Raw genomic sequence first — 17411 nt, forward strand, 5'->3', positions numbered from 1 at the left:
TGATACGAGCAGATCTTATAAGGACGTTCGGTTCTTCGGCGCGAAGATCAGCAGCGTTCCAATCCGCTCATAGCCCATGCGGGGATAAAGCAGCGCTCCGGCACGCGTCGCCAACAGCATCGAGCACCGCGACCCATGCGCTTTGTCGTCATGCAGCATTTTGGCCATCAGCGCCTGGCCGATGCCTCGACGCCGGTGCGAAGGCTCGACAAACATTGCCGAGCACCATGTGGCGCCGATGGCGTCTATGCTGCGCACACGCCCGACGATGGCGTCGCCATCGAGCGCCACATACTGGCGAAACGGCGCATCGTCGCCGAGTTGATCGTCTGGAAGTGGCCGCCTGCGTATGACCTTTCCAGTTGTGCAGCGCGTTCAGCCGTCCTCACGCGTTCGATAGAGACGATTGCTGGCGGGTCTGGAATTTGGCGCAGCGACTGGACGAAAAAGCCTTCCGTCCGCAGCAGCCGGTAGCCGAGCGCCTTGTAGGCAGTTCGCGTCGGTTCGTCCGGGCCGTCATTCGCGATCACGACCGAAACGGCAAAGCTTGGCCGCGCATGCTGCCGCACGATGGCATCGGCTTCCTCGGCGGCGACGTCATGGACGATCCATTCTTCGCCACGGTAGTCGCGTGCATTCTTGCGCTCGGCATCGCGCATCAGCCACAAGGGTCCGACGCGGCTGGCCTCGTAGGGAAAGGAACGGCTCTTGTCGGTGCTGAAGCCGTGCACGAACACTTCGATCGCCGCTTCGATGTCACGCTTTGCTGTCGTCATCGACACAGCGTAGCGTTGGCCATCGGCTCAAGGCAACACGCGTCGATCATGCCAAACCCGTGAAAATCGCAGCAATTTCCAGCTTCAGTCTAATGCACAAGTTCCATAATCTATCTTATGCGACTTTCATATGTGGCTGCTGCTTCCATTACGGACGTGCCAATATACGCCCTGCTGACTGAGATGCGGGCCGGCGGCTCTGATTGCTTGGCGGGAGGAACGTTGACGAAGCAGTGGCGAAATGAGTTGGCGTGGTCTTCATTTCTCAAGGGATGGCGCCTTTCGCAAAGGCCTCGACTTCCTGCTCGACCGGCCCGCGCCGGGATAACGAACAGGAGCGTCATCCCGAAAAGCTTTCCAGGAGGCCGCTGAAGGCTGCTGCGATTGCAACAAGATGGAAGACGCCAAGGGCCAGCCATCTGGAGCCGCCGGCGCCCGCAACAAATGCCCCATAGGCAGGAAACTGCAGCGCAGCCAATCCGATGGAAAGGCTGGTGATCGTTGTGTTGGTCAAAAGCGTTGCCAGCATGGGGACCGGATAGAGAAGTCGCGCCAGCACATAGTCGCCATGCCCGGCCCCGGCCGAATAGAGCGCCAGGAAAAAGGCGACCGGCGTGACGCCGAGGCCGACAAGGAACCCTGCCCGCGAGGAGAATTTTGGCGACGTCATCTGGCCATGGCCATGGCGGCCGGTGGGTCGCCGCCGGGTGGCAGTGGTACGGGAGCGTATCCGGAATAGTCGGCGCGCAGGCGTGCCAGTCCGTTCGAACAGGACCGGAGCGCATCCTCCAGCATGAACATGTTCGCGAGCGGCATTGTCGCTTTGACAACGACGACCACGCCGCTGATTTCCCGACTCCGGATCAGGCCCCGGCGGCTGTGCAGTTCGGCGATGATTTTGTCGACATAGGCCGCCGACGTGTTCACCTCGACTTGCATGATCGGCTCGAAGAGCTGCACGCCCAGCTTGGGAGCGGCTTCACGGAAGCAGGCTCGGCCGGCGATCTCGAAAGTCAGGGGCGAGGAATCAGTATCGTGATACGCGCCGTCGATCAGCGTTGCCTTCACGCCAAGCATCGGGAAGCCAAAAAACGGGCCTGAAGACAGAATGTTCCGCAGCCCCTTTTCGACGCCCGCAACATATTCGTTCGGAAGCGCACCGTCGGCGACCTTGGACCCGAAGACGAAGTCCCAGCTACCGCCATTCGGCTCGAACGCAATCTTGACGCGGGCGAACTGACCCGTACCACCGGACTGCTTATTGTGCGTGTAGTCCTGCTCGTGCTTACGGGTGATCGTCTCGCGATACGCTACCTTGGGCGCGCCGACATTCACCTCAATGCGAGACTCGCGGCGCAGGTGGTCGATGACTATGTCGAGGTGGAGTTCGTCCCTGCCGGCGACGATCGTCTGGCCCGATTCCGCATCCTGCTTGACGTGCAACCAGGGATCCTCGTCCGCCAGCTTCGACAAGGCAGTAGCTAGCTTCTCCTGATCCGCCCGCGACTTCGGCTCGATCGCGATTTGCAGCAGAGGCCAGGGCGCGGCAGACTTTTCTATCATGACGCCATGGTTGCAGATCGATCCGATGACCGCAACGGAGGGGTCTACGCCCGGCCGGCCGCCCTGCCCGTCCCTTTCGCTTCCTGACTGTGGACGCGCGCCAGGAAATCGCGCACCAGCGGAAGTGCCTCATCGAAATGCGTTTCGAGCAACCAGTGGCCGGCGCCATCGATCAGATGAAGCTCCGCTTCCCGCAAATCGCGCTGGTAGGCATGCGCCGATTGTGCCGGCATGTAACCATCCTCGGGGCCCCAGACGATGAGCGTTTGCGGTTGGTGCTCGCGCAGATAGCTCTGATAGCGCGGGAACCAGCCGAGGTTCGCCTCCAGCTTCTCCATCAGGCCGACCGCGAGCCGCCGGCGGATCGGCGTGTCCATCAAAGGCCAGTGGAGTTTCCAAAGATCGGGAGGCACGCGCTCGGCTACAGCGTAATCCACCTCTCCGACAAACTCGTGCCGGAAGCCCTTCTCGCTTACCGCCTCTTCCAACGGCCGGTGCTTTTCGGGCGTCTTTTCCTTCCAATAGGCTTTTATCCCAGCGTATTTCGGCCCGAGAACATCCTGGTATATATCGCCGTTCTGGATGATGAGTGCCGCGATGCGCTCGGGATGTGCGATGGCGTGGCGCAGTCCGATCTGAGAGCCATAATCGTGCAGCCAGAGCGCATAGCGCGACGTGCCGAGCGCATCGGCGAAAGCTGTCAGAAACCCGGCATAGGCATCGAAATCATAGCCAAAGTCCGACATTTCGGGCGTGCCGCTGTAGCCAAAGCCGGGAAAGTCCGGCGCGAATGTATGCCAGCGATCGGCAAGTGCCGGCATCAACCGTCGGAATTGATAGGACGAGCACGGATAGCCGTGCGGCAGGAGAAGGACGGGAGCATCAGGCGGGCCGTCTTCGCGATAGAAGATGCTGTTTCCGTCAATGTCGATCCGGCGATGTTGCAATTATACCTCCTTGCTCAAAGCTTGCCCGCCACTTTGTTTACGGCGCTCGGGCAAGAAGGTTCCCTTGAAGTCAGGGCGTGACGGCTTCCGGCTCTCCATTGCCCGACAGGATCTGCAGCGTTCCGCGCGTGGCGTTGCGGAACGCATCGTCGAAACTGACGCCACGTACCTGCCAGCGATACTCCTTATCCTTGAAGCTGAGCCGCCAGTCGCCGACCCAGCCCAGCGCTTCCTGGCGCCATACCAAAGTGCCGGCAAGCAGGGCGTCCCCATCCAGCGTGTTGGCCACGTCGGCGAGCGCGACGTCGGACGGCCGAGGCAACTCCAGCGGCAAACCGGTCCGGTGCGCCGCGTCCGCCAGCGCAACGCGCATATCCGCCGCAAGCTCGCCGCCGCCATCGCGCACCAGCGTGAAGCCGTCGCCTTTCATCGGCCTTACATCCAGCAGTGCGACCATTTTTGGCCGCGGCACCGCCCACGGTTTGCGCCCGAGCGACGCCAGCAAGGCATCGATCTTGTCCGGGTCGAAATCGGCGGTGATGTAATGCGGCCGGTCGTGGGTGCCCTGCTCGTCATGCGGCGGGCGGTTGTTGAGCAGGTCGCGGTAGCCGACACCAGTGACATAGTCGGCCGCGTGCCGGCTCATGTCCGCAACACGCGGGTCGCCGATCAGCCGCGGGTCGCCGGAAACCTTGACCAGCACCTCTTCAAGGCACGGCGCCAGGCCCCAGGCCCGGTTCTCCTCGCCAGTGCCGCTGGTCACCGATTGCGCGCGGTAGAGGCTGGCGCGGTCGATGTCGGCGGCAGCGACCGGAAAGACAATCAGCACAGCCAGCGCCGCTGCCACAAAGCCCAATTTCAAGCATCCAGGCACCCGCCGACCCTCCCGAACGGTCCGGAACATCCGTTGGAGCCATACTCCTGATCATCAGGGAATTTCAAGGTACCGCCCATCAAGGCGTATCGCCGACGATGCGCCGGTGTACGCCGTCCAGGCTCTCGGTGAGCGCCTCGAACATGTTTCGCGCCGTGAGTTCGCGAAGAACCTGTTCGTTGATGCCGCCGCGCGTCGCATAGTCCTGCGCCAGATGCATGAAGTCGGCATCCGGCGACATATCAGGAGCGCATCCCAAGGCTTTGAAAAGCGAGGCGATGTAATCGCGCCCCTTCCCTTCCTCCACGCCATTCCTCTTGAGCCAGCTGTTAATCGTATCGAGATATCTAAAGTAGCTGGCATAGGTTGCGGTGGCCACGCTCAACGCGTTGAATTCGGCTGGGTTCTCGACCTCGATCACTTTCCCCAGATTGCCGAACAAGGCAGCGACAGTGGCATCCGGCGGGCAGATGATCGTTGCCCCCAGCCGGTGGGCGATCATCGGCATGGGCAGCGCTTTCGTCACCTGGTGCGCGGGTGCGGTCAAGCGGGCAATCTCCTCGCGCGGCAGCGTGGCGATCAAGCTGATGAGGTGATGCTCGCGCCGAAACCGCAAACCCGGCAGGACGTCATGCGCAATTTGCGGCCGGACAGCCAGCATGACCAGGTCGCATTGATCGAGAACCGCCTGATTGTCATCAGCGATACGCACATCCGGATAACGGGCTGCCAGCTCTGCGGCGATCTCTTCATTGCGCGGCGACAGCAGCACGGAGACGGAGTTATCCGCGACGGATTTGAGCCCGCTGACAATGGCCGCTGTAAGGGCACCCGTGCCGATGAAGCCAAGTTTCATCGCGCCTGTCTCTGGTTCATCGGTCACAGCGGCGCATGCTCGAGCCGTACCTGATAGCTCAGCACGCGCTTTTCACCGGGCGCGATCAGCATCACGCCCGGCTTGTCCGCGAACTCGCCATCGAAATCCACGGGGCTGGCAAGCCCGTGCCAGGGTTCGATGCACAGGAACGGAGCGCCGCCCGGCTTCGACCAGATGCCCAATTCCTTAAAACCCTGCCACGACATCTCGATCGCCGCACCGTTCGCGGCGGCATAGCGCACGCTGGTGCTGGCCGGCCGGTCGAGGATCACGGCGTCTGCCTCGAACAGCTGTTCGGAAAGCGCCAGCGTTTTGCCTTCGATAGGCGTCGGCCGCGGTGCAGCCAGCACCAGGCCATCCTTCAGCCGGCGGATCGGCGCCGGCTCGTCCTGGGCAAAGGTCAGGTGGTAGTCTGTCTTGGCGAGCCCCGGCTGCAATGGCCAATTGAAAGCCGGATGTGCACCGATGGAGGCTGGCAGCGTCTCGTCGCCGGTGTTGGCAATCTCGAAGCTCACACCAAGTTCGCGACGCTCGAGGGTGTAGGTGATGGCAAGGCGAAAGGCGAACGGATAGCGCGTGCGTGTATCGGCATCGTCGGTCAACACCAGCGTGCAGGATCGGGGGCTCGCGTCAGCCCACACAAATGGCTTGTCGCGGGCAAATCCGTGCTGCGTCAGGGGATAGACCCGGCCCCGATGGCGAAGCTGGTCCCCCTTCAGCCGGCCGACGATCGGAAACAGCACCGGCGAATGCCGCCGCCATTCCGGCCCGGCCTGCCACAAAAACTCCAGACCCTCGGCATTGCGCAAGGAGACGAGCTCGGCCCCCTGCCCGACAATGGTTGCCGAGATGCCGTCGCCCTGAAGCGTCACTTGTTCCATGCGTTCTCGCGGAAAGCTGCGTGCGAGCGGCAGGTTAGCAAAAGCCCGCATGGACTCAAGGGCGCAGCGACATCGCGCTGATAGAGGAGCGATGTCTCCACGCCAAAACGACAGTGGCCGGAGATTCTCCTCCGGCCACTGCGAGATCGAGATTGTTGCCTTGCTACGGTTCGACTATTCGCGTTCGCCGGTGAAGTTCAGCAGCAGCTGGAAGATGTTGACGAAGTTCAGGTAGAGCGACAGCGCGCCGAAGACGGCGAGCTTCTGCTGCGATTCCGCGTCGAAATTCTCAGCATACTGTTCCTTGATCGTCTGCGTGTCCCAGGCGGTCAGGCCAACGAACACCGCGATGCCGATCACCGAAATGGCGAACTGCAGCGCGGTCGAGCCGAGGAAGATGTTGACGACGCTGGCGATCACCACGCCGATCAGACCCATGATCAGGAACGACGAGAACTGGGTCAGGTCGCGCTTGGTCGTGTAGCCGTAGAGGCTGGTGGCGCCGAACATGGTGGCGGTGATGAAGAAGGTGCGCGCGATGCTGGTGCCGGTGAAGACCAGGAACACCGAAGCCAGCGACAGGCCCATCACCGCGCAGAAGGCCCAGAACATCAACTGGGCGCTTGCCGCCGACATCGTCTGCATCTTGAACGAAAACAACAGCACGAAGGCGAGCGGCGCCAGCATCACCACCCATTTCAGCGGGCTGGAAAAGATCGGCACGTAGAGGGCCGGCGTCGAGGACACCACCATGGCAACGATGCCGGTGACGACGAGGCCGATGCCCATATAATTGTAGACGCGCAGCATGTGGCTGCGCAGGCCCTCGTCATAGACGGCGCCGGCGCGCGCGCCAGTGCCCATGCGGTATCCGAGGTCAGGGGTATTCATTGCGGGTTCTCCTTATGTGGTCTCAGTAAAGCGTCTTGATCAGTAAAGTGTCCTGATCAGTAAAGTGTCTTGGCAAGCGTCTCGGCGGTGCGGTCGAGGTCGTGGACATCGCTGCGCGCGACGACCGCGTACGCGACCTCGCCGATCTGGAAATAGGCAGAGGAGATGTCGCCGGAGGGCGCGATGGCAGGCTTGACCACGTCGAAGGTTCCGGGCCGGATCGCAAACAGCGAGACCAGCCCCATATCCTTCGTCTCCAGCGCCACCTCGACGCTCGGCCCGAAGCGCGACGGATAGATCTGGACGTCGCGGACCTTCCAGTCCTTGGGCAGCGATGGCATGACGATTGCGGTGGCGGCGCGGATTTCGTCGCCATTGTAGTTGGGCGCCTCCAGCTGCGAGGGCATCGCCTCGCGCATGAGCGTCGCCTTGTGCGCCCGGATCGCTTCTTCGACATAGGCGGGCGGCGGCGGCGAAGCCACGACCTTGGTCACCAGCAGCGGCCCGAAGAGGCCGTTCGCCAGCCAGCCGGCAGCGACAAAGATGGCGACCGCGGCCGCCCGCTGCAGCACGGCGAAGACGCGGCGACTGGCCAGCCCCCTGCCCAGCCGGCGCGCGACTTCAGTCGTCGCCGGCCGCGCCATGCCTGTGGAAGCAGCCAGCGCCAGGCGCAGTTCGTCGCGCGTCCTCAAGTCGGACATCACCCGCGCCGCAGCCTCCGGACGAGCCGACAGGAACGCCTCGACCTCGATGCGGCGCGCGACATCCAGCTGGTCGTCGACATAGGCGTCGAGATCGGTATCGGTCACCGGGTCCCGCAACAGGTCGGTCATGATGGGTCTCCCACGATCCTCAGATGGCTTTTGGCCGGCGAAGGTGCAGCGTTTTCCATCTCGCGCAGTGCTGCGCGCGCCCTGCCGATACGCGACATCAGCGTGCCCAGCGGCACCCCGCTGGCGTCGGCGGCCTGCTGGTAGGAAAGGCCCTCGATGGCGACCAGATGCAGCGCCGAACGCTGCTCCTCCGGCAGACTGAAAAAGGCCTCGCGCACCTGCGCCAGTCGCACGGAATGTTCCTGCGGCGCCGGCGTGCTGGCATCGGTGAGATAGCCGGCCTGCTCGACACGCGCTGATTCCGACCGGCGCGAGCGCATCTTGTCGATGAAAGCGTTGTGGACGATCGACAGCAACCATGCCCGCAGATTGCCGCCCGAGCGGAATGTGTCGCGCCGCTCGTAGGCGCGCACCAGCGCATCGTGCACCAGATCCTCGGCGTCAGTGCCGTCGCGCGTCAGCGAGCGTGCGTAGCGCCTGAGCGAACCCAGCTGTCCGACAATATCGAAGCGTGGCATCGACCGTTTCATGCCCCGTTTACGAAACAGGCGGGGATCTTAATCCATCGCCACCAAAACTTTTTTGCGTCGCCACAATAGGCATCATGCAATCAGAAGTCCGCTGCGCACTTACCCATCTCCCGTGCGGCAGATGTTTGCTTTATGGATGAAGTCTAGCCTTATCCGTCTGTCCCAGGAGCAAAAGATGGCCAATGGTAGTCGTGTAACGGGTTTTGCAGCGTTGCCGATCGTCGGCAGGGTGTTCATCATCTTTGGCATTGTCGGACTGATCGCTTCCGGCGTGCTGGCCATCGTCGAGATGTACGGCCCTCGTACCGCTTCGGCGACAGGCAGGATTGTCGCCGCCGAATACAATCCCCGCATCGAGTTCTCGACCGCCGACGGCACCGTCATCCGCTTCAACAATGCCGTCCACAGCTCGTTCTGGGGTGATGGCGACAGCGTCCCTGTCGCTTACGACCCAACCAATCCGCAAAATGCCTCCGTCGACAGCTTCGCCGGACGCTGGTTCCTTGCCGGGCTGGCCGGCATGCTCGGCGGTTTCTCCCTGCTGACCGGCATCGGTCTCGCCGTGATTGGACGGGTGCTTATCCGGCGGATTGGAATGAACCCGTCGCCATAGCCGCCGACCCCTGCCGTACAGACAAAGCTTGGCGTAACGGTCCAGTACGCTAGCGGACTGGCGCAGATGGAAGCACTGGCGAAACGCGGCCGCTTTGCGTATTACTCCGCCGCCATTGGAGCCGTATTGATGTTCGAGACCCTGCAACCTGCCCCGGCCGACAAGATCATCGCCTTGATCGGCCTCTATCGCGCCGATCCGCGCCCCGGCAAGATCGATCTCGGCGTCGGCGTCTACAAGGACCGCGACGGCAGGACGCCGGTCATGCGCGCCCTGCGCGAGGCCGAGAAGCGGTTGCTGCAGGACCAGGACACCAAGACCTATCTCGGCCTTGCCGGCGACACCGGCTTCAACACGGCGATGGTCAAGCTGGCCTTCGGCCCCGCTGCCGACATGACGCGCATCCGCGCCGCGCAAGCGCCTGGCGGTTCCGGCGCGCTGCGGCTGGTGGCGGAGCTGTTGAAGCGGACCCGCCCCGACGCAACCGTCTGGCTGTCGGACCCGACATGGCCGAACCACCCGCCGGTGATGCGCGGGGCCGGCCTCAAGGTGCGCGATTATCCCTATTTCGATGCCGTTTCCGGCGCGGTGCGCTTCCACGAGATGCTGGCAACGCTTGGCGCAGCCGAGCCCGGCGATATCGTGCTGCTGCATGGCTGCTGCCATAACCCGACCGGCGCCAATCTCGATATCGCGCAATGGGCCAGCGTCACCGATCTTGTCGTCGAGCGCGGGCTGTTGCCCTTTGTCGACATTGCCTATCAGGGCTTTGGCGAAGGCCTGGACGCCGATGCGGCCGGCTTGCGCCTTCTCGCGGGCAAGGTGCCTGAAATGGTCGTTGCCTCGAGCTGCTCGAAGAACTTTGCCGTCTACCGCGACCGCGTCGGCGCGGCGATGATCCTGGCGAAGGATGGTGCGCAAGCCGATGTGGCGATGAGCCAGATGCTGGCGGCGGCGCGCGCCATGTATTCGATGCCGCCGGACCATGGCGCCGCCGCCGTGCGCATGGTGCTGGAAGATGATGGCCTTCGCGCCGACTGGGAGGCGGAGCTGGAGGAGATGCGGCTGCGCATGCTGAGGCTGCGCGTCCAGTTCGCCGACGCGCTGCGCCGGCAGTCCAACTCCGACCGCTTCGACTTCATCGCCAGCCATCGCGGCATGTTTTCCAGGCTTGGCCTGACCGAGGCGCAAGTCGAGCGGCTGCGTGCCGAGTATGGCGTCTACATGGTCGGCGACAGCCGCATCAACGTCGCCGGCCTGCCCGAGGACGGCATGGATGACCTCGCCAAGGCGGTTGTGTCGGTACTCGGCTGAAGCTCGCTGTGGACAATCTCCCCTCTCCGGCTGACGCCGTTGGCCGCACGACAGGCAGCGGGATAGCATTCGCCGCATGAAACCTTCGCGCGACATTTCCCGGCTGATCGAGATCATGGCGGCGCTCAGGGCGCCGAAGACCGGTTGTCCCTGGGACATCGAGCAGGATTTCTCGACCATCGCGCCCTATACGATCGAGGAAGCCTATGAGGTGGCCGACGCCATTGCGCGCGGCGATCTCGACGATCTGCGCGACGAATTAGGCGATCTCCTGCTGCAGGTCGTCTACCACGCGCAGATGGCTGAGGAAGCCGGCGATTTTGCCTTCGGTGATGTGGTCGAGGCCATCACCACCAAGATGATCCGGCGCCATCCGCATGTCTTCGGCGACGAGAAGGCGCGCAACGCCGGCATGGCAAAGGGCATGTGGGAAAAGATCAAGGCTGAGGAAAAAGCCGAAAAGCGAAGTGCGCGCCTCGCCCGCGGCCTCGACCCCGAAGACCATGGCAAGGGTTTCCTGGACAGCGTGCCCGTCGCCCTGCCCGCTTTGACTCGTGCGCTGAAGCTGCAGGAAAAGGCAGCGCGTGTCGGTTTCGACTGGAGCGAGGCAGCACCCATCCTCGACAAGATCGAGGAAGAGATCGGCGAGCTGCGCGAGGCACTGGCTAAGGGCGAAACGGCTGAGATCAAGGACGAATTCGGCGACATGCTGTTTGCCGTCGTCAATCTGGGGCGTCACCTCAAGCTCGATTCGGAAGCGGCGCTTAGCGGCACCAACGAAAAGTTCCGCTCGCGCTTCCACTATGTCGAGCGCGCGATCGATGCATCGGGAAGCACGCTCGAAAAAGCCACGCTGGACGAGATGGAAGTGCTCTGGCAGCAGGCCAAGGGCGTGAAATAATCAGGCTTACTGCCTGTTTTTGCGGTGCAATCGGCTTTCGATCTCTTGCCGGGCGGTGTGCGTGGCCTTGAGTGCGATGGTCGCGCTGCCATCCTCATTGTCTACCCGCGAAACGACGTCGCCATTGCGGTATAGCCAGTCGACAAGGCCGAACTGCGGCGGTTCGATCGTCACCGTCAATTCCTCGAGTTCGCCCGACATCCTGGTCTCGATCAGCGCCTTCAGCACATCGATGCCTTCGCCGGTGACCGCCGAGATGGCGATCGGCGGCGCCTTGTTGGCGTCAGTGCCGTCGGCGAGCAGGCGCTCCCGGTTGCCGTCGTCGAGAAGGTCGACCTTGTTCCACACCTCGATGACCCGGTTCGCATCGCCAGCGTCGACACCGAGATCGGCAAGGATGCGCTCGACGTCCTCGGCCTGGGCGGCCGTATCCGGATCTGAGATATCACGCAAATGGATGACCAGATCGGCCTCGACGACCTCTTCCAGCGTGGCGCGGAAGGCGGCGACCAGATGCGTCGGCAGGTCCGAAATGAAGCCGACTGTGTCCGACAGGATGATCGGCGTGCCGTGCGGCAGGCGCACGCGGCGCAGCGTCGGGTCGAGCGTTGCAAACAGCATGTCTTCGGCCAGCACGTCGGCCCCGGTCAGCCGGTTGAACAGCGTCGACTTTCCGGCATTGGTGTAGCCGACAATCGCCACCACCGGGAACGGCACCTTCTTGCGCTTGGCGCGGTGCAGGTCGCGGGTGCGGCGCACCGTTTCCAGCTCATGCTTGAGCTTGATGATTTTTTCCTGCAGCTGCCGCCGGTCCGATTCGATCTGGGTTTCGCCGGGGCCGCCGAGGAAGCCGGCTCCGCCGCGCTGGCGTTCAAGGTGGGTCCAGCTCCGCACCAGGCGGCCCTTCTGGTAGTTGAGATGGGCAAGTTCGACCTGCAGCGTGCCCTCCTTGGTCCGCGCGCGCTCGCCAAAAATCTCCAGGATCAATCCGGTGCGGTCGAGCACCTTGGCATTCATTTCTTTTTCGAGATTGCGCTGCTGCACCGGCGTCAGCGGATGGTCGACGATGACCACCTCCGCGTGACCCTCTTTGACGATCTCGGCGAATTCCGCGACCTTGCCGCTGCCGAGCAAGGTTGCCGGGCGTGGATCGTTGACGGTGACCACCGCCGTGTGGATCAGATCCAGGTTGATGGCGCGGGCAAGGCCGACCGCTTCGTCGTGGCGCGCATCCGCCGAACGCGTCAGCCGTGGACGGTTCGTTTCGTCATCGTTGCGCTGATGCCGGGTAAGCACCGGCACAATGACAACCGCCCGGGTCGGACCTGTGGCTTCCGTCCCGGAATTATGTGCTGGTTTCCCGCGGACGCCGCGGTCCGCGTCTTTTTCACGTGCCAATCAGGCGCCCTGGCTTTCCTCGCCATCGAACATCTGAACCGGCTGGCTCGGCATGATCGTGGAAATGGCATGCTTGTAGACGAGCTGGGAGTGGCCGTCACGGCGCAGCAGAACACAAAAATTGTCGAAGGAAGTGACCACGCCGGTCAGCTTGACGCCGTTGATGAGAAAGATGGTGAGTGGATTTTTGCTCTTGCGAACAGAATTCAGGAACAGGTCCTGAAGGTTTTGCGATCGTTCCGCCATTGTTCTTGTCTTTCGCCGATCCCCTTCGGTTTGCAGGCTAATGCGCCAAATTAGCGGGCACATGTCAAGCTTGCAAACACCCCCTTGCCGTCAGCAACGACAAGCAGAACGAGATATATTGATGTGCAGTCCGTCTGTGCGGTTATCAGGCTGGACTTTTTTCCGCAACGTCAAAAAAGGCTTGCCGCAATGAAAGTGTTATCGAACCGGGGTGCCCATTGGCGACCGCGGCACCGTCGATTGCCACGACCGGCATGGCGATTGTCGTTGCCGAACTGATGAAAGCTTCTCGCGCAGCCTTGGCTTCAGTGACTGAAAAACCGCGCTCCTCGATCGTCAACCCGAGCTTTGCCGCCACTTCGAACATGGTCGTGCGGGTGATGCCGCGCAGGATGCCATGCTCCGCCGGCCGGGTGACCAGAACGCCGTCCCTTGTAACGATCCAGGCGTTGGACGAGCCGCCCTCCTTGACGTTGCCATCGGTGTCGACGAACCAGGCTTCCTGGGCGCCGGCCTCCTTGGCTTTCTGCTTGGCCAGCACGTTGGGCAGCAGGCCGGTGCTCTTGATGTCGACCCGGTCCCAACGGTTTTCCGGCACGGTGATGACCTTGATGCCCGCCTCGGCTCGCTTGGCGGCCGCCGCCGGGTCGGCCTTTCTGGCCGTAATCACCAGCGATGACGGTGTATCGGCCGGGAAAACGAAGTCGCGGCTGGCAACACCGCGCGTAACCTGGACATAAACCAGGCCGTTGACGACGTGGTTGCGCCGCACGATCTCGCGCAGAAGAAGCGGCAGCACGCCCTTGGTGACCGGCCAGTCGATCGACAATTCGCTAAGCGAGCGGTTCAGCCGGGCAAGATGGCGCGGCATGTCGACGATAAAGCCCTGCGCCACCTCGCAGACCTCGTAGACGCCGTCGGCGAACTGATAGCCGCGATCCTCGATATGCACGGCAGCGTCGGCATGGGCGACATAGCGCCCGTTCACATAGGCAATGCGCGGCATGGGTGATCCCTCAGAACAGTCCCGCTATTTCTAGGCGATTCCGCCGCTGCCGTAACCGGCAATTGCACGGGCGCGGCCCGCTCGACCAACAACAATGGGGATCAGACCCCCAGCGACTTCAGTTTCCGGTGCAGCGCCGAGCGCTCCATGCCGATGAATTCCGCCGTCTTCGAGATGTTGCCGCCGAAACGGTTGATCTGGGCGATCAGATAGTCCTTCTCGAACTGTTCGCGCGCCTCGCGCAGCGGCAGCGCCATGATGTGCTGGTCGGACTGGTTCGGCGTGCGCGGCATGACATCGCCGATCTCCGACGGCAACAGGTCGGCGGTGATCGGCGCGTCGATATCGTCGCCACGCGCCAGGATCATCAGCCGTTCGACATTGTTGCGCAGTTGGCGGACATTGCCCGGCCAGTTGTGCGCCTGCAGCACGGCAAGCGCATCGTCGCCGATGCGGCGCGGCTTGATACCGGCCTGGCGCGCGATCTGCTTCATGAAATTGTCGACGAGGTAGGGAATGTCCTCGCGTCGCTCGGCCAGTCCCGGCACCATGACCGGAACCACCGCCAGGCGGTGATAGAGGTCTTCGCGAAAACGGCCGTCGGCGATCATCGCCTCCAGGTTCTGCGAGGTCGAGGAGATGATGCGGACGTCGACCTTGACCCGCTTGGTGCCGCCGACCCGCTCGAACTGCTGTTCGACCAGCACGCGCAAAATCTTGTTCTGCGTCTCGCGCGGCATGTCGGCCACTTCGTCGATGTAGAGAATGCCGCGGTGCGCCTCTTCAAGCGCGCCGACCTTGCGCTCGGTGCCGTTCGATTCGGTGCCGAACAGCTCGATCTCCATGCGCTCGGGCGTGATGTTGGCCGCGCTCAGCGTCACGAACGGCGCGCCCTTGCGCGTCGACAGCGTGTGGATGGCGCGCGCGGCGAGCTCCTTGCCCGAACCGGACGGACCGATGATCATGACGCGGCTGTTGGTCGGCGCAACGCGCTCGATGGTCTGGCGCAGCTGGCTCATCGCCGACGACATGCCGATCAAGTCGAAGGTTTCGCCGCTGCGCTGCTTGAGGTCGGACACCTCGCGCCGCAATTTCGAGGTTTCGAGCGCCCGCTCGGCGATCAGGATCAGCCTGTCGGCCTTGAACGGCTTCTCGATGAAATCATAGGCGCCGCGGCGGATGGCCGACACCGCTGTCTCGATATTGCCGTGGCCGGAGATCATCACCACCGGCAGGCTCGGATGCATCGTCTTGATCTCGTCGAGCAGCGCCAGCCCGTCCAGGCGCGAGCCCTGCAACCAGATGTCGAGGAAAATCAGCCGCGGCGCCCGGTCGGCGATTGCCGCGAGCGCGCTGTCGGCATCGAATGCCGTGCGGGTTTCATGCCCTTCGTCGCTCAATATGCCCGCGACGAGTTCACGGATGTCTTCCTCGTCATCGACGATGAGAATATCAGACGCCATTACCGACCTTTTCAGTTTCTCGTTCGTGTTCCGTTTCGCCTTGACCGCGTGGCGGCGCGGTTGCGGCAGCTGGCGGCAGGATGATCGAGATCATCGCGCCGCGTCCACCGTGGAAATCCGCGGGCGCATCGTGCAATTCGAGCCGCCCGCCATGGTCCTCCACGATCTTCTTGACGATGGCGAGACCGAGCCCGGTGCCCTTCTCGCGCGTCGTCATGTAGGGCTCGAGCAGCCTTTGGCGGTTCTCTCGCGGCAAGCCTTTGCCATTGTCGATGACGTCGATTCTGATCGCGCCATTCTGCCGGGCAGCTTGAATCCGGATTATGCCGTGCGAACGGTCCTTTTGTTCCAGCCCGTCAATCGCCTCGGCCGCGTTCTTGATGACGTTGCCGAAAGCCTGCGCCATCAATCGGCTATCGAACGTGCCCTTGAGCGGTTCGTTGCCGAACACGCGTTCGAAAGCAATGTCGGCGCGGCTGACTTCGACCAGGAACGACGCCTCGCGCAGCGATTCACGCAGATCGATGGCTTTCATCTCGGGCTTGGGCATGCGGGCGAAAGCCGAGAACTCGTCGACCATGCGGCCGATATCCTCGACCTGCCGGATGATCGTGTCGGTGCACTGGTCGAAAATCTCGCGGTCCTCGGTGATGACCTTGCCGAAGCGTCGCTTGATGCGCTCGGCCGAGAGCTGGATCGGCGTCAGCGGGTTCTTGATTTCATGTGCGATACGCCGCGCCACATCCGCCCAGGCCGACGAGCGCTGTGCCTGGACCAGATCGGTGATGTCGTCGACAGTCACGACGTAGGATTTCTCCTCCTCGCCGTCGTCGCCGGCCTCGATGGTGATCTGCACGTTGAAGGTACGCTCGGCGCCGGTGCGATAGAAGGTGACCTGCTCGCGATAGACCGGCTTGCCGGATTTGCGGCCGATCTCGAAGACACGGCCGACATGCGGTAGCACGGCGGACAGGTTCTGCCCCAGCGCCGCCGTGGCCGATATGGCCAGCATCGTTTCGGCCGATTTGTTGACGATGGAGACGATGCCGTAGGGATCGACGCCGATGACGCCGGCGGTGACGCCGGCCAGCACCGCTTCCGAGAAACGACGCCGTTCGTCGATCAAATCCTTGGCCGACAGGATCTCGTTGCGCTGCGATTTAAGCTCCAGCAGCATCTTGTTGAACGTATCGCCAAGCGAGGCGACATCGCCGTCGGAAGGCCGTACCGGCACGGCGACATCGAGATTGCCGGTCGCAACCTCGTCAGCCGCGCCGATGAGCTGACGGATGGGCCGCACCAGACGGTCGGCCACCGCTATGCCGGTCCAGATGGCCGACAGGATGATGATCAGCGTCAGCGACAGATAGGGCAGCGCGAACGCCACCTGCGACGTCCGCCTGTTGTCTTCCAGGCCGCGATATTCGGCGGTGTTGGACTGGACGATCGCCCTCGCCTTGATCACTTCGGGGTCGACCAGGCGATTGGTGTAGAGGTAGAGGCCTTCGATCTCCCGCAGCTTGATGATGGCGCCCATGATGTTGCGCGTCTTCGGCTCGATCAGCACCGGTTTGCCGTCGGCCGCGGCGCTGACCGCGCCCTCCGGCGGTGGCGGCATAGAGAAATCCGCATCGGTCTTCGCGCTCATGACAAAGGAGCCGTCTTCCCTGACCAGCGCCGCATGCACCAGGCTCCTGCCCACGGCTTCCTTGTTCATCAGGTCGAGAAAGCCGGTTCGATCGAGGCCGTAAAGCGTGCGCGACGCATCGAGATCGTAGGCCATCGACAGCGTCGTGCCCTGAAGATTGCGAGCGTTTTCCTGCACATAGGCGTCCGCGATCGACAGCGACGAGTTGACGATTGCCTTGGTGCGGATTTCGAACCAGCGGTCGAGGCCGATATCGAGCGTGATCGAGGCGATGATGGCCACCATGATGGCGGGGATGGCCGCGACCAGCGCAAACATCGTCACGATGCGCACATGCAGCCGCGAAGCCGCCTTGCCGTGCCGGCGCGCCATGGTGATGCGATGCACCTCTCGGCCGACCAGGGCGATCAGCGCCAGCACAAATAAGGCATTGGCCGCAATCAGCGTCAGCGTTGTGTTTGCGTCTGGCGTGATCGGCGTGGCGCCGACAAGAATGGCAAACGAGATTGCCGCCGTAACCAGCGCGCCGGCAATTGCCACAACGCCAGGCAACGCAAGCAGCCGGCGTCCATCCCTCTGGCCGGGTCTGCTGAAAAGCGGTTCGTTTGATGTCAGAGCTTGCGAAGCCATGTCGCCGTCTAAGAGCCAGT

At 62.9% G+C, this 17411-nt stretch carries 18 protein-coding genes and 1 pseudogene; 3 read left to right on the forward strand and 16 right to left on the reverse strand.

From position 1 onward, the window contains the following. Positions 1-15: 15 nt before the first annotated feature. The 11 genes and pseudogenes from X727_RS1000000169250 to X727_RS137750 all read right to left on the reverse strand — a co-directional run bounded on the left by X727_RS1000000169250 (position 16) and on the right by X727_RS137750 (position 8160). Complete coding sequence (locus X727_RS1000000169250) at positions 16-291, reverse strand: GNAT family N-acetyltransferase (protein ID WP_348524535.1); 276 nt, start codon at positions 289-291, stop codon at positions 16-18. Continuing rightward, a complete protein-coding gene (locus tag X727_RS01000000165145; protein ID WP_245274222.1) occupies positions 246-776 on the reverse strand; it encodes a hypothetical protein in 531 nt (176 codons plus the stop codon). Before X727_RS01000000165145 ends, X727_RS1000000169250 begins: the two co-directional genes overlap by 46 nt. A gap of 340 nt (positions 777-1116) precedes the next feature. Continuing rightward, the gene (locus X727_RS137790) at positions 1117-1446 is read right to left on the reverse strand and encodes a hypothetical protein (protein ID WP_023668943.1); all 330 of its coding nucleotides are present in this window, start codon (positions 1444-1446) and stop codon (positions 1117-1119) included. Then, a pseudogene (gene fusA, locus X727_RS137785) lies at positions 1443-2360 on the reverse strand (elongation factor G); the annotation flags it as partial. The pseudogene fusA and the gene X727_RS137790, both read right to left, overlap by 4 nt. 23 nt (positions 2361-2383) lie before the next feature. Then, complete coding sequence (locus X727_RS137780; RefSeq protein WP_023682543.1) at positions 2384-3286, reverse strand: alpha/beta hydrolase; 903 nt, start codon at positions 3284-3286, stop codon at positions 2384-2386. A 70-nt stretch (positions 3287-3356) separates the two neighbouring features. Next, positions 3357-4133 carry a DUF2066 domain-containing protein gene (locus X727_RS137775; RefSeq protein WP_245261307.1) on the reverse strand — a complete coding sequence of 259 codons (777 nt, stop codon included), beginning with the start codon at positions 4131-4133 and terminating at the stop codon, positions 3357-3359. A gap of 106 nt (positions 4134-4239) precedes the next feature. After that, a complete protein-coding gene (locus X727_RS137770) occupies positions 4240-5016 on the reverse strand; it encodes a pyrroline-5-carboxylate reductase (RefSeq protein ID WP_023668939.1) in 777 nt (258 codons plus the stop codon). Positions 5017-5039: 23 nt separating this feature from the next. Further along, a complete protein-coding gene (locus tag X727_RS137765) occupies positions 5040-5918 on the reverse strand; it encodes an aldose 1-epimerase family protein (protein WP_023668938.1) in 879 nt (292 codons plus the stop codon). 174 nt (positions 5919-6092) lie between these two features. Beyond that, positions 6093-6809, reverse strand: coding sequence for a Bax inhibitor-1/YccA family protein (locus X727_RS137760; RefSeq protein ID WP_023668937.1), 717 nt, complete (start codon positions 6807-6809; stop codon positions 6093-6095). Positions 6810-6865: 56 nt separating this feature from the next. Then, positions 6866-7642, reverse strand: a complete 777-nt coding sequence (locus X727_RS137755; RefSeq protein WP_023835240.1) for an anti-sigma factor — start codon at positions 7640-7642, stop codon at positions 6866-6868. After that, positions 7639-8160, reverse strand: coding sequence for a sigma-70 family RNA polymerase sigma factor (locus tag X727_RS137750; protein ID WP_023706555.1), 522 nt, complete (start codon positions 8158-8160; stop codon positions 7639-7641). The genes X727_RS137755 and X727_RS137750 overlap by 4 nt, the downstream gene beginning before the upstream one ends. Positions 8161-8347: 187 nt before the next feature. Between X727_RS137750 and X727_RS137745 the strand changes: the two genes are divergently transcribed. The 3 genes from X727_RS137745 to mazG all read left to right on the forward strand — a co-directional run bounded on the left by X727_RS137745 (position 8348) and on the right by mazG (position 11000). Then, entirely contained in the window at positions 8348-8785 is a 438-nt protein-coding gene (locus X727_RS137745) for a DUF3592 domain-containing protein (protein ID WP_023706554.1), read from the forward strand. 129 nt (positions 8786-8914) lie between these two features. Next, on the forward strand, positions 8915-10099 hold the full coding sequence (locus X727_RS137740; protein ID WP_023816029.1) for an amino acid aminotransferase: 1185 nt from the start codon (positions 8915-8917) through the stop codon (positions 10097-10099). A 76-nt stretch (positions 10100-10175) separates the two neighbouring features. Beyond that, the gene (gene mazG, locus X727_RS137735; RefSeq protein WP_023691283.1) at positions 10176-11000 is read left to right on the forward strand and encodes a nucleoside triphosphate pyrophosphohydrolase; all 825 of its coding nucleotides are present in this window, start codon (positions 10176-10178) and stop codon (positions 10998-11000) included. Positions 11001-11006: 6 nt separating this feature from the next. On the opposite strand, the gene hflX is transcribed toward mazG, so the two are convergent. The 5 genes from hflX to X727_RS137710 form a co-directional block, all read right to left on the reverse strand. Next, complete coding sequence (hflX, locus tag X727_RS137730) at positions 11007-12398, reverse strand: GTPase HflX (RefSeq protein ID WP_023835241.1); 1392 nt, start codon at positions 12396-12398, stop codon at positions 11007-11009. After that, complete coding sequence (gene hfq, locus X727_RS137725) at positions 12399-12644, reverse strand: RNA chaperone Hfq (protein ID WP_006202172.1); 246 nt, start codon at positions 12642-12644, stop codon at positions 12399-12401. 145 nt (positions 12645-12789) lie between these two features. Further along, positions 12790-13650 (reverse strand): D-amino-acid transaminase, encoded by an 861-nt coding sequence (locus tag X727_RS137720; RefSeq protein ID WP_023755217.1) that lies wholly within the window; start codon positions 13648-13650, stop codon positions 12790-12792. 101 nt (positions 13651-13751) lie between these two features. After that, complete coding sequence (locus X727_RS137715; protein ID WP_023668929.1) at positions 13752-15113, reverse strand: sigma-54 dependent transcriptional regulator; 1362 nt, start codon at positions 15111-15113, stop codon at positions 13752-13754. Next, positions 15103-17391 carry a PAS domain-containing sensor histidine kinase gene (locus X727_RS137710; protein WP_023835242.1) on the reverse strand — a complete coding sequence of 763 codons (2289 nt, stop codon included), beginning with the start codon at positions 17389-17391 and terminating at the stop codon, positions 15103-15105. Before X727_RS137710 ends, X727_RS137715 begins: the two co-directional genes overlap by 11 nt. Between the last annotated feature and the right edge of the window lie 20 nt (positions 17392-17411).

Origin of the sequence: Mesorhizobium sp. L103C105A0, assembly GCF_000502215.1 — a bacterium.
GTDB lineage: Bacteria > Pseudomonadota > Alphaproteobacteria > Rhizobiales > Rhizobiaceae > Mesorhizobium.

What these genes read in the sequence shown, in the direction of transcription:
- X727_RS01000000165145 (WP_245274222.1), bottom strand. Translation starts at nt 776, where the DNA reads ATGACGACAGCAAAGCGTGACATCGAAGCGGCGATCGAAGTGTTCGTG.
- X727_RS137790 (WP_023668943.1), bottom strand. Translation starts at nt 1,446, where the DNA reads ATGACGTCGCCAAAATTCTCCTCGCGGGCAGGGTTCCTTGTCGGCCTC.
- X727_RS137770 (WP_023668939.1), bottom strand. Translation starts at nt 5,016, where the DNA reads ATGAAACTTGGCTTCATCGGCACGGGTGCCCTTACAGCGGCCATTGTC.
- X727_RS137765 (WP_023668938.1), bottom strand. Translation starts at nt 5,918, where the DNA reads ATGGAACAAGTGACGCTTCAGGGCGACGGCATCTCGGCAACCATTGTC.
- X727_RS137760 (WP_023668937.1), bottom strand. Translation starts at nt 6,809, where the DNA reads ATGAATACCCCTGACCTCGGATACCGCATGGGCACTGGCGCGCGCGCC.
- X727_RS137755 (WP_023835240.1), bottom strand. Translation starts at nt 7,642, where the DNA reads ATGACCGACCTGTTGCGGGACCCGGTGACCGATACCGATCTCGACGCC.
- X727_RS137750 (WP_023706555.1), bottom strand. Translation starts at nt 8,160, where the DNA reads ATGCCACGCTTCGATATTGTCGGACAGCTGGGTTCGCTCAGGCGCTAC.
- X727_RS137745 (WP_023706554.1), top strand. Translation starts at nt 8,348, where the DNA reads ATGGCCAATGGTAGTCGTGTAACGGGTTTTGCAGCGTTGCCGATCGTC.
- X727_RS137740 (WP_023816029.1), top strand. Translation starts at nt 8,915, where the DNA reads ATGTTCGAGACCCTGCAACCTGCCCCGGCCGACAAGATCATCGCCTTG.
- mazG (WP_023691283.1), top strand. Translation starts at nt 10,176, where the DNA reads ATGAAACCTTCGCGCGACATTTCCCGGCTGATCGAGATCATGGCGGCG.
- hfq (WP_006202172.1), bottom strand. Translation starts at nt 12,644, where the DNA reads ATGGCGGAACGATCGCAAAACCTTCAGGACCTGTTCCTGAATTCTGTT.
- X727_RS137720 (WP_023755217.1), bottom strand. Translation starts at nt 13,650, where the DNA reads ATGCCGCGCATTGCCTATGTGAACGGGCGCTATGTCGCCCATGCCGAC.
- X727_RS137715 (WP_023668929.1), bottom strand. Translation starts at nt 15,113, where the DNA reads ATGGCGTCTGATATTCTCATCGTCGATGACGAGGAAGACATCCGTGAA.
- X727_RS137710 (WP_023835242.1), bottom strand. Translation starts at nt 17,391, where the DNA reads ATGGCTTCGCAAGCTCTGACATCAAACGAACCGCTTTTCAGCAGACCC.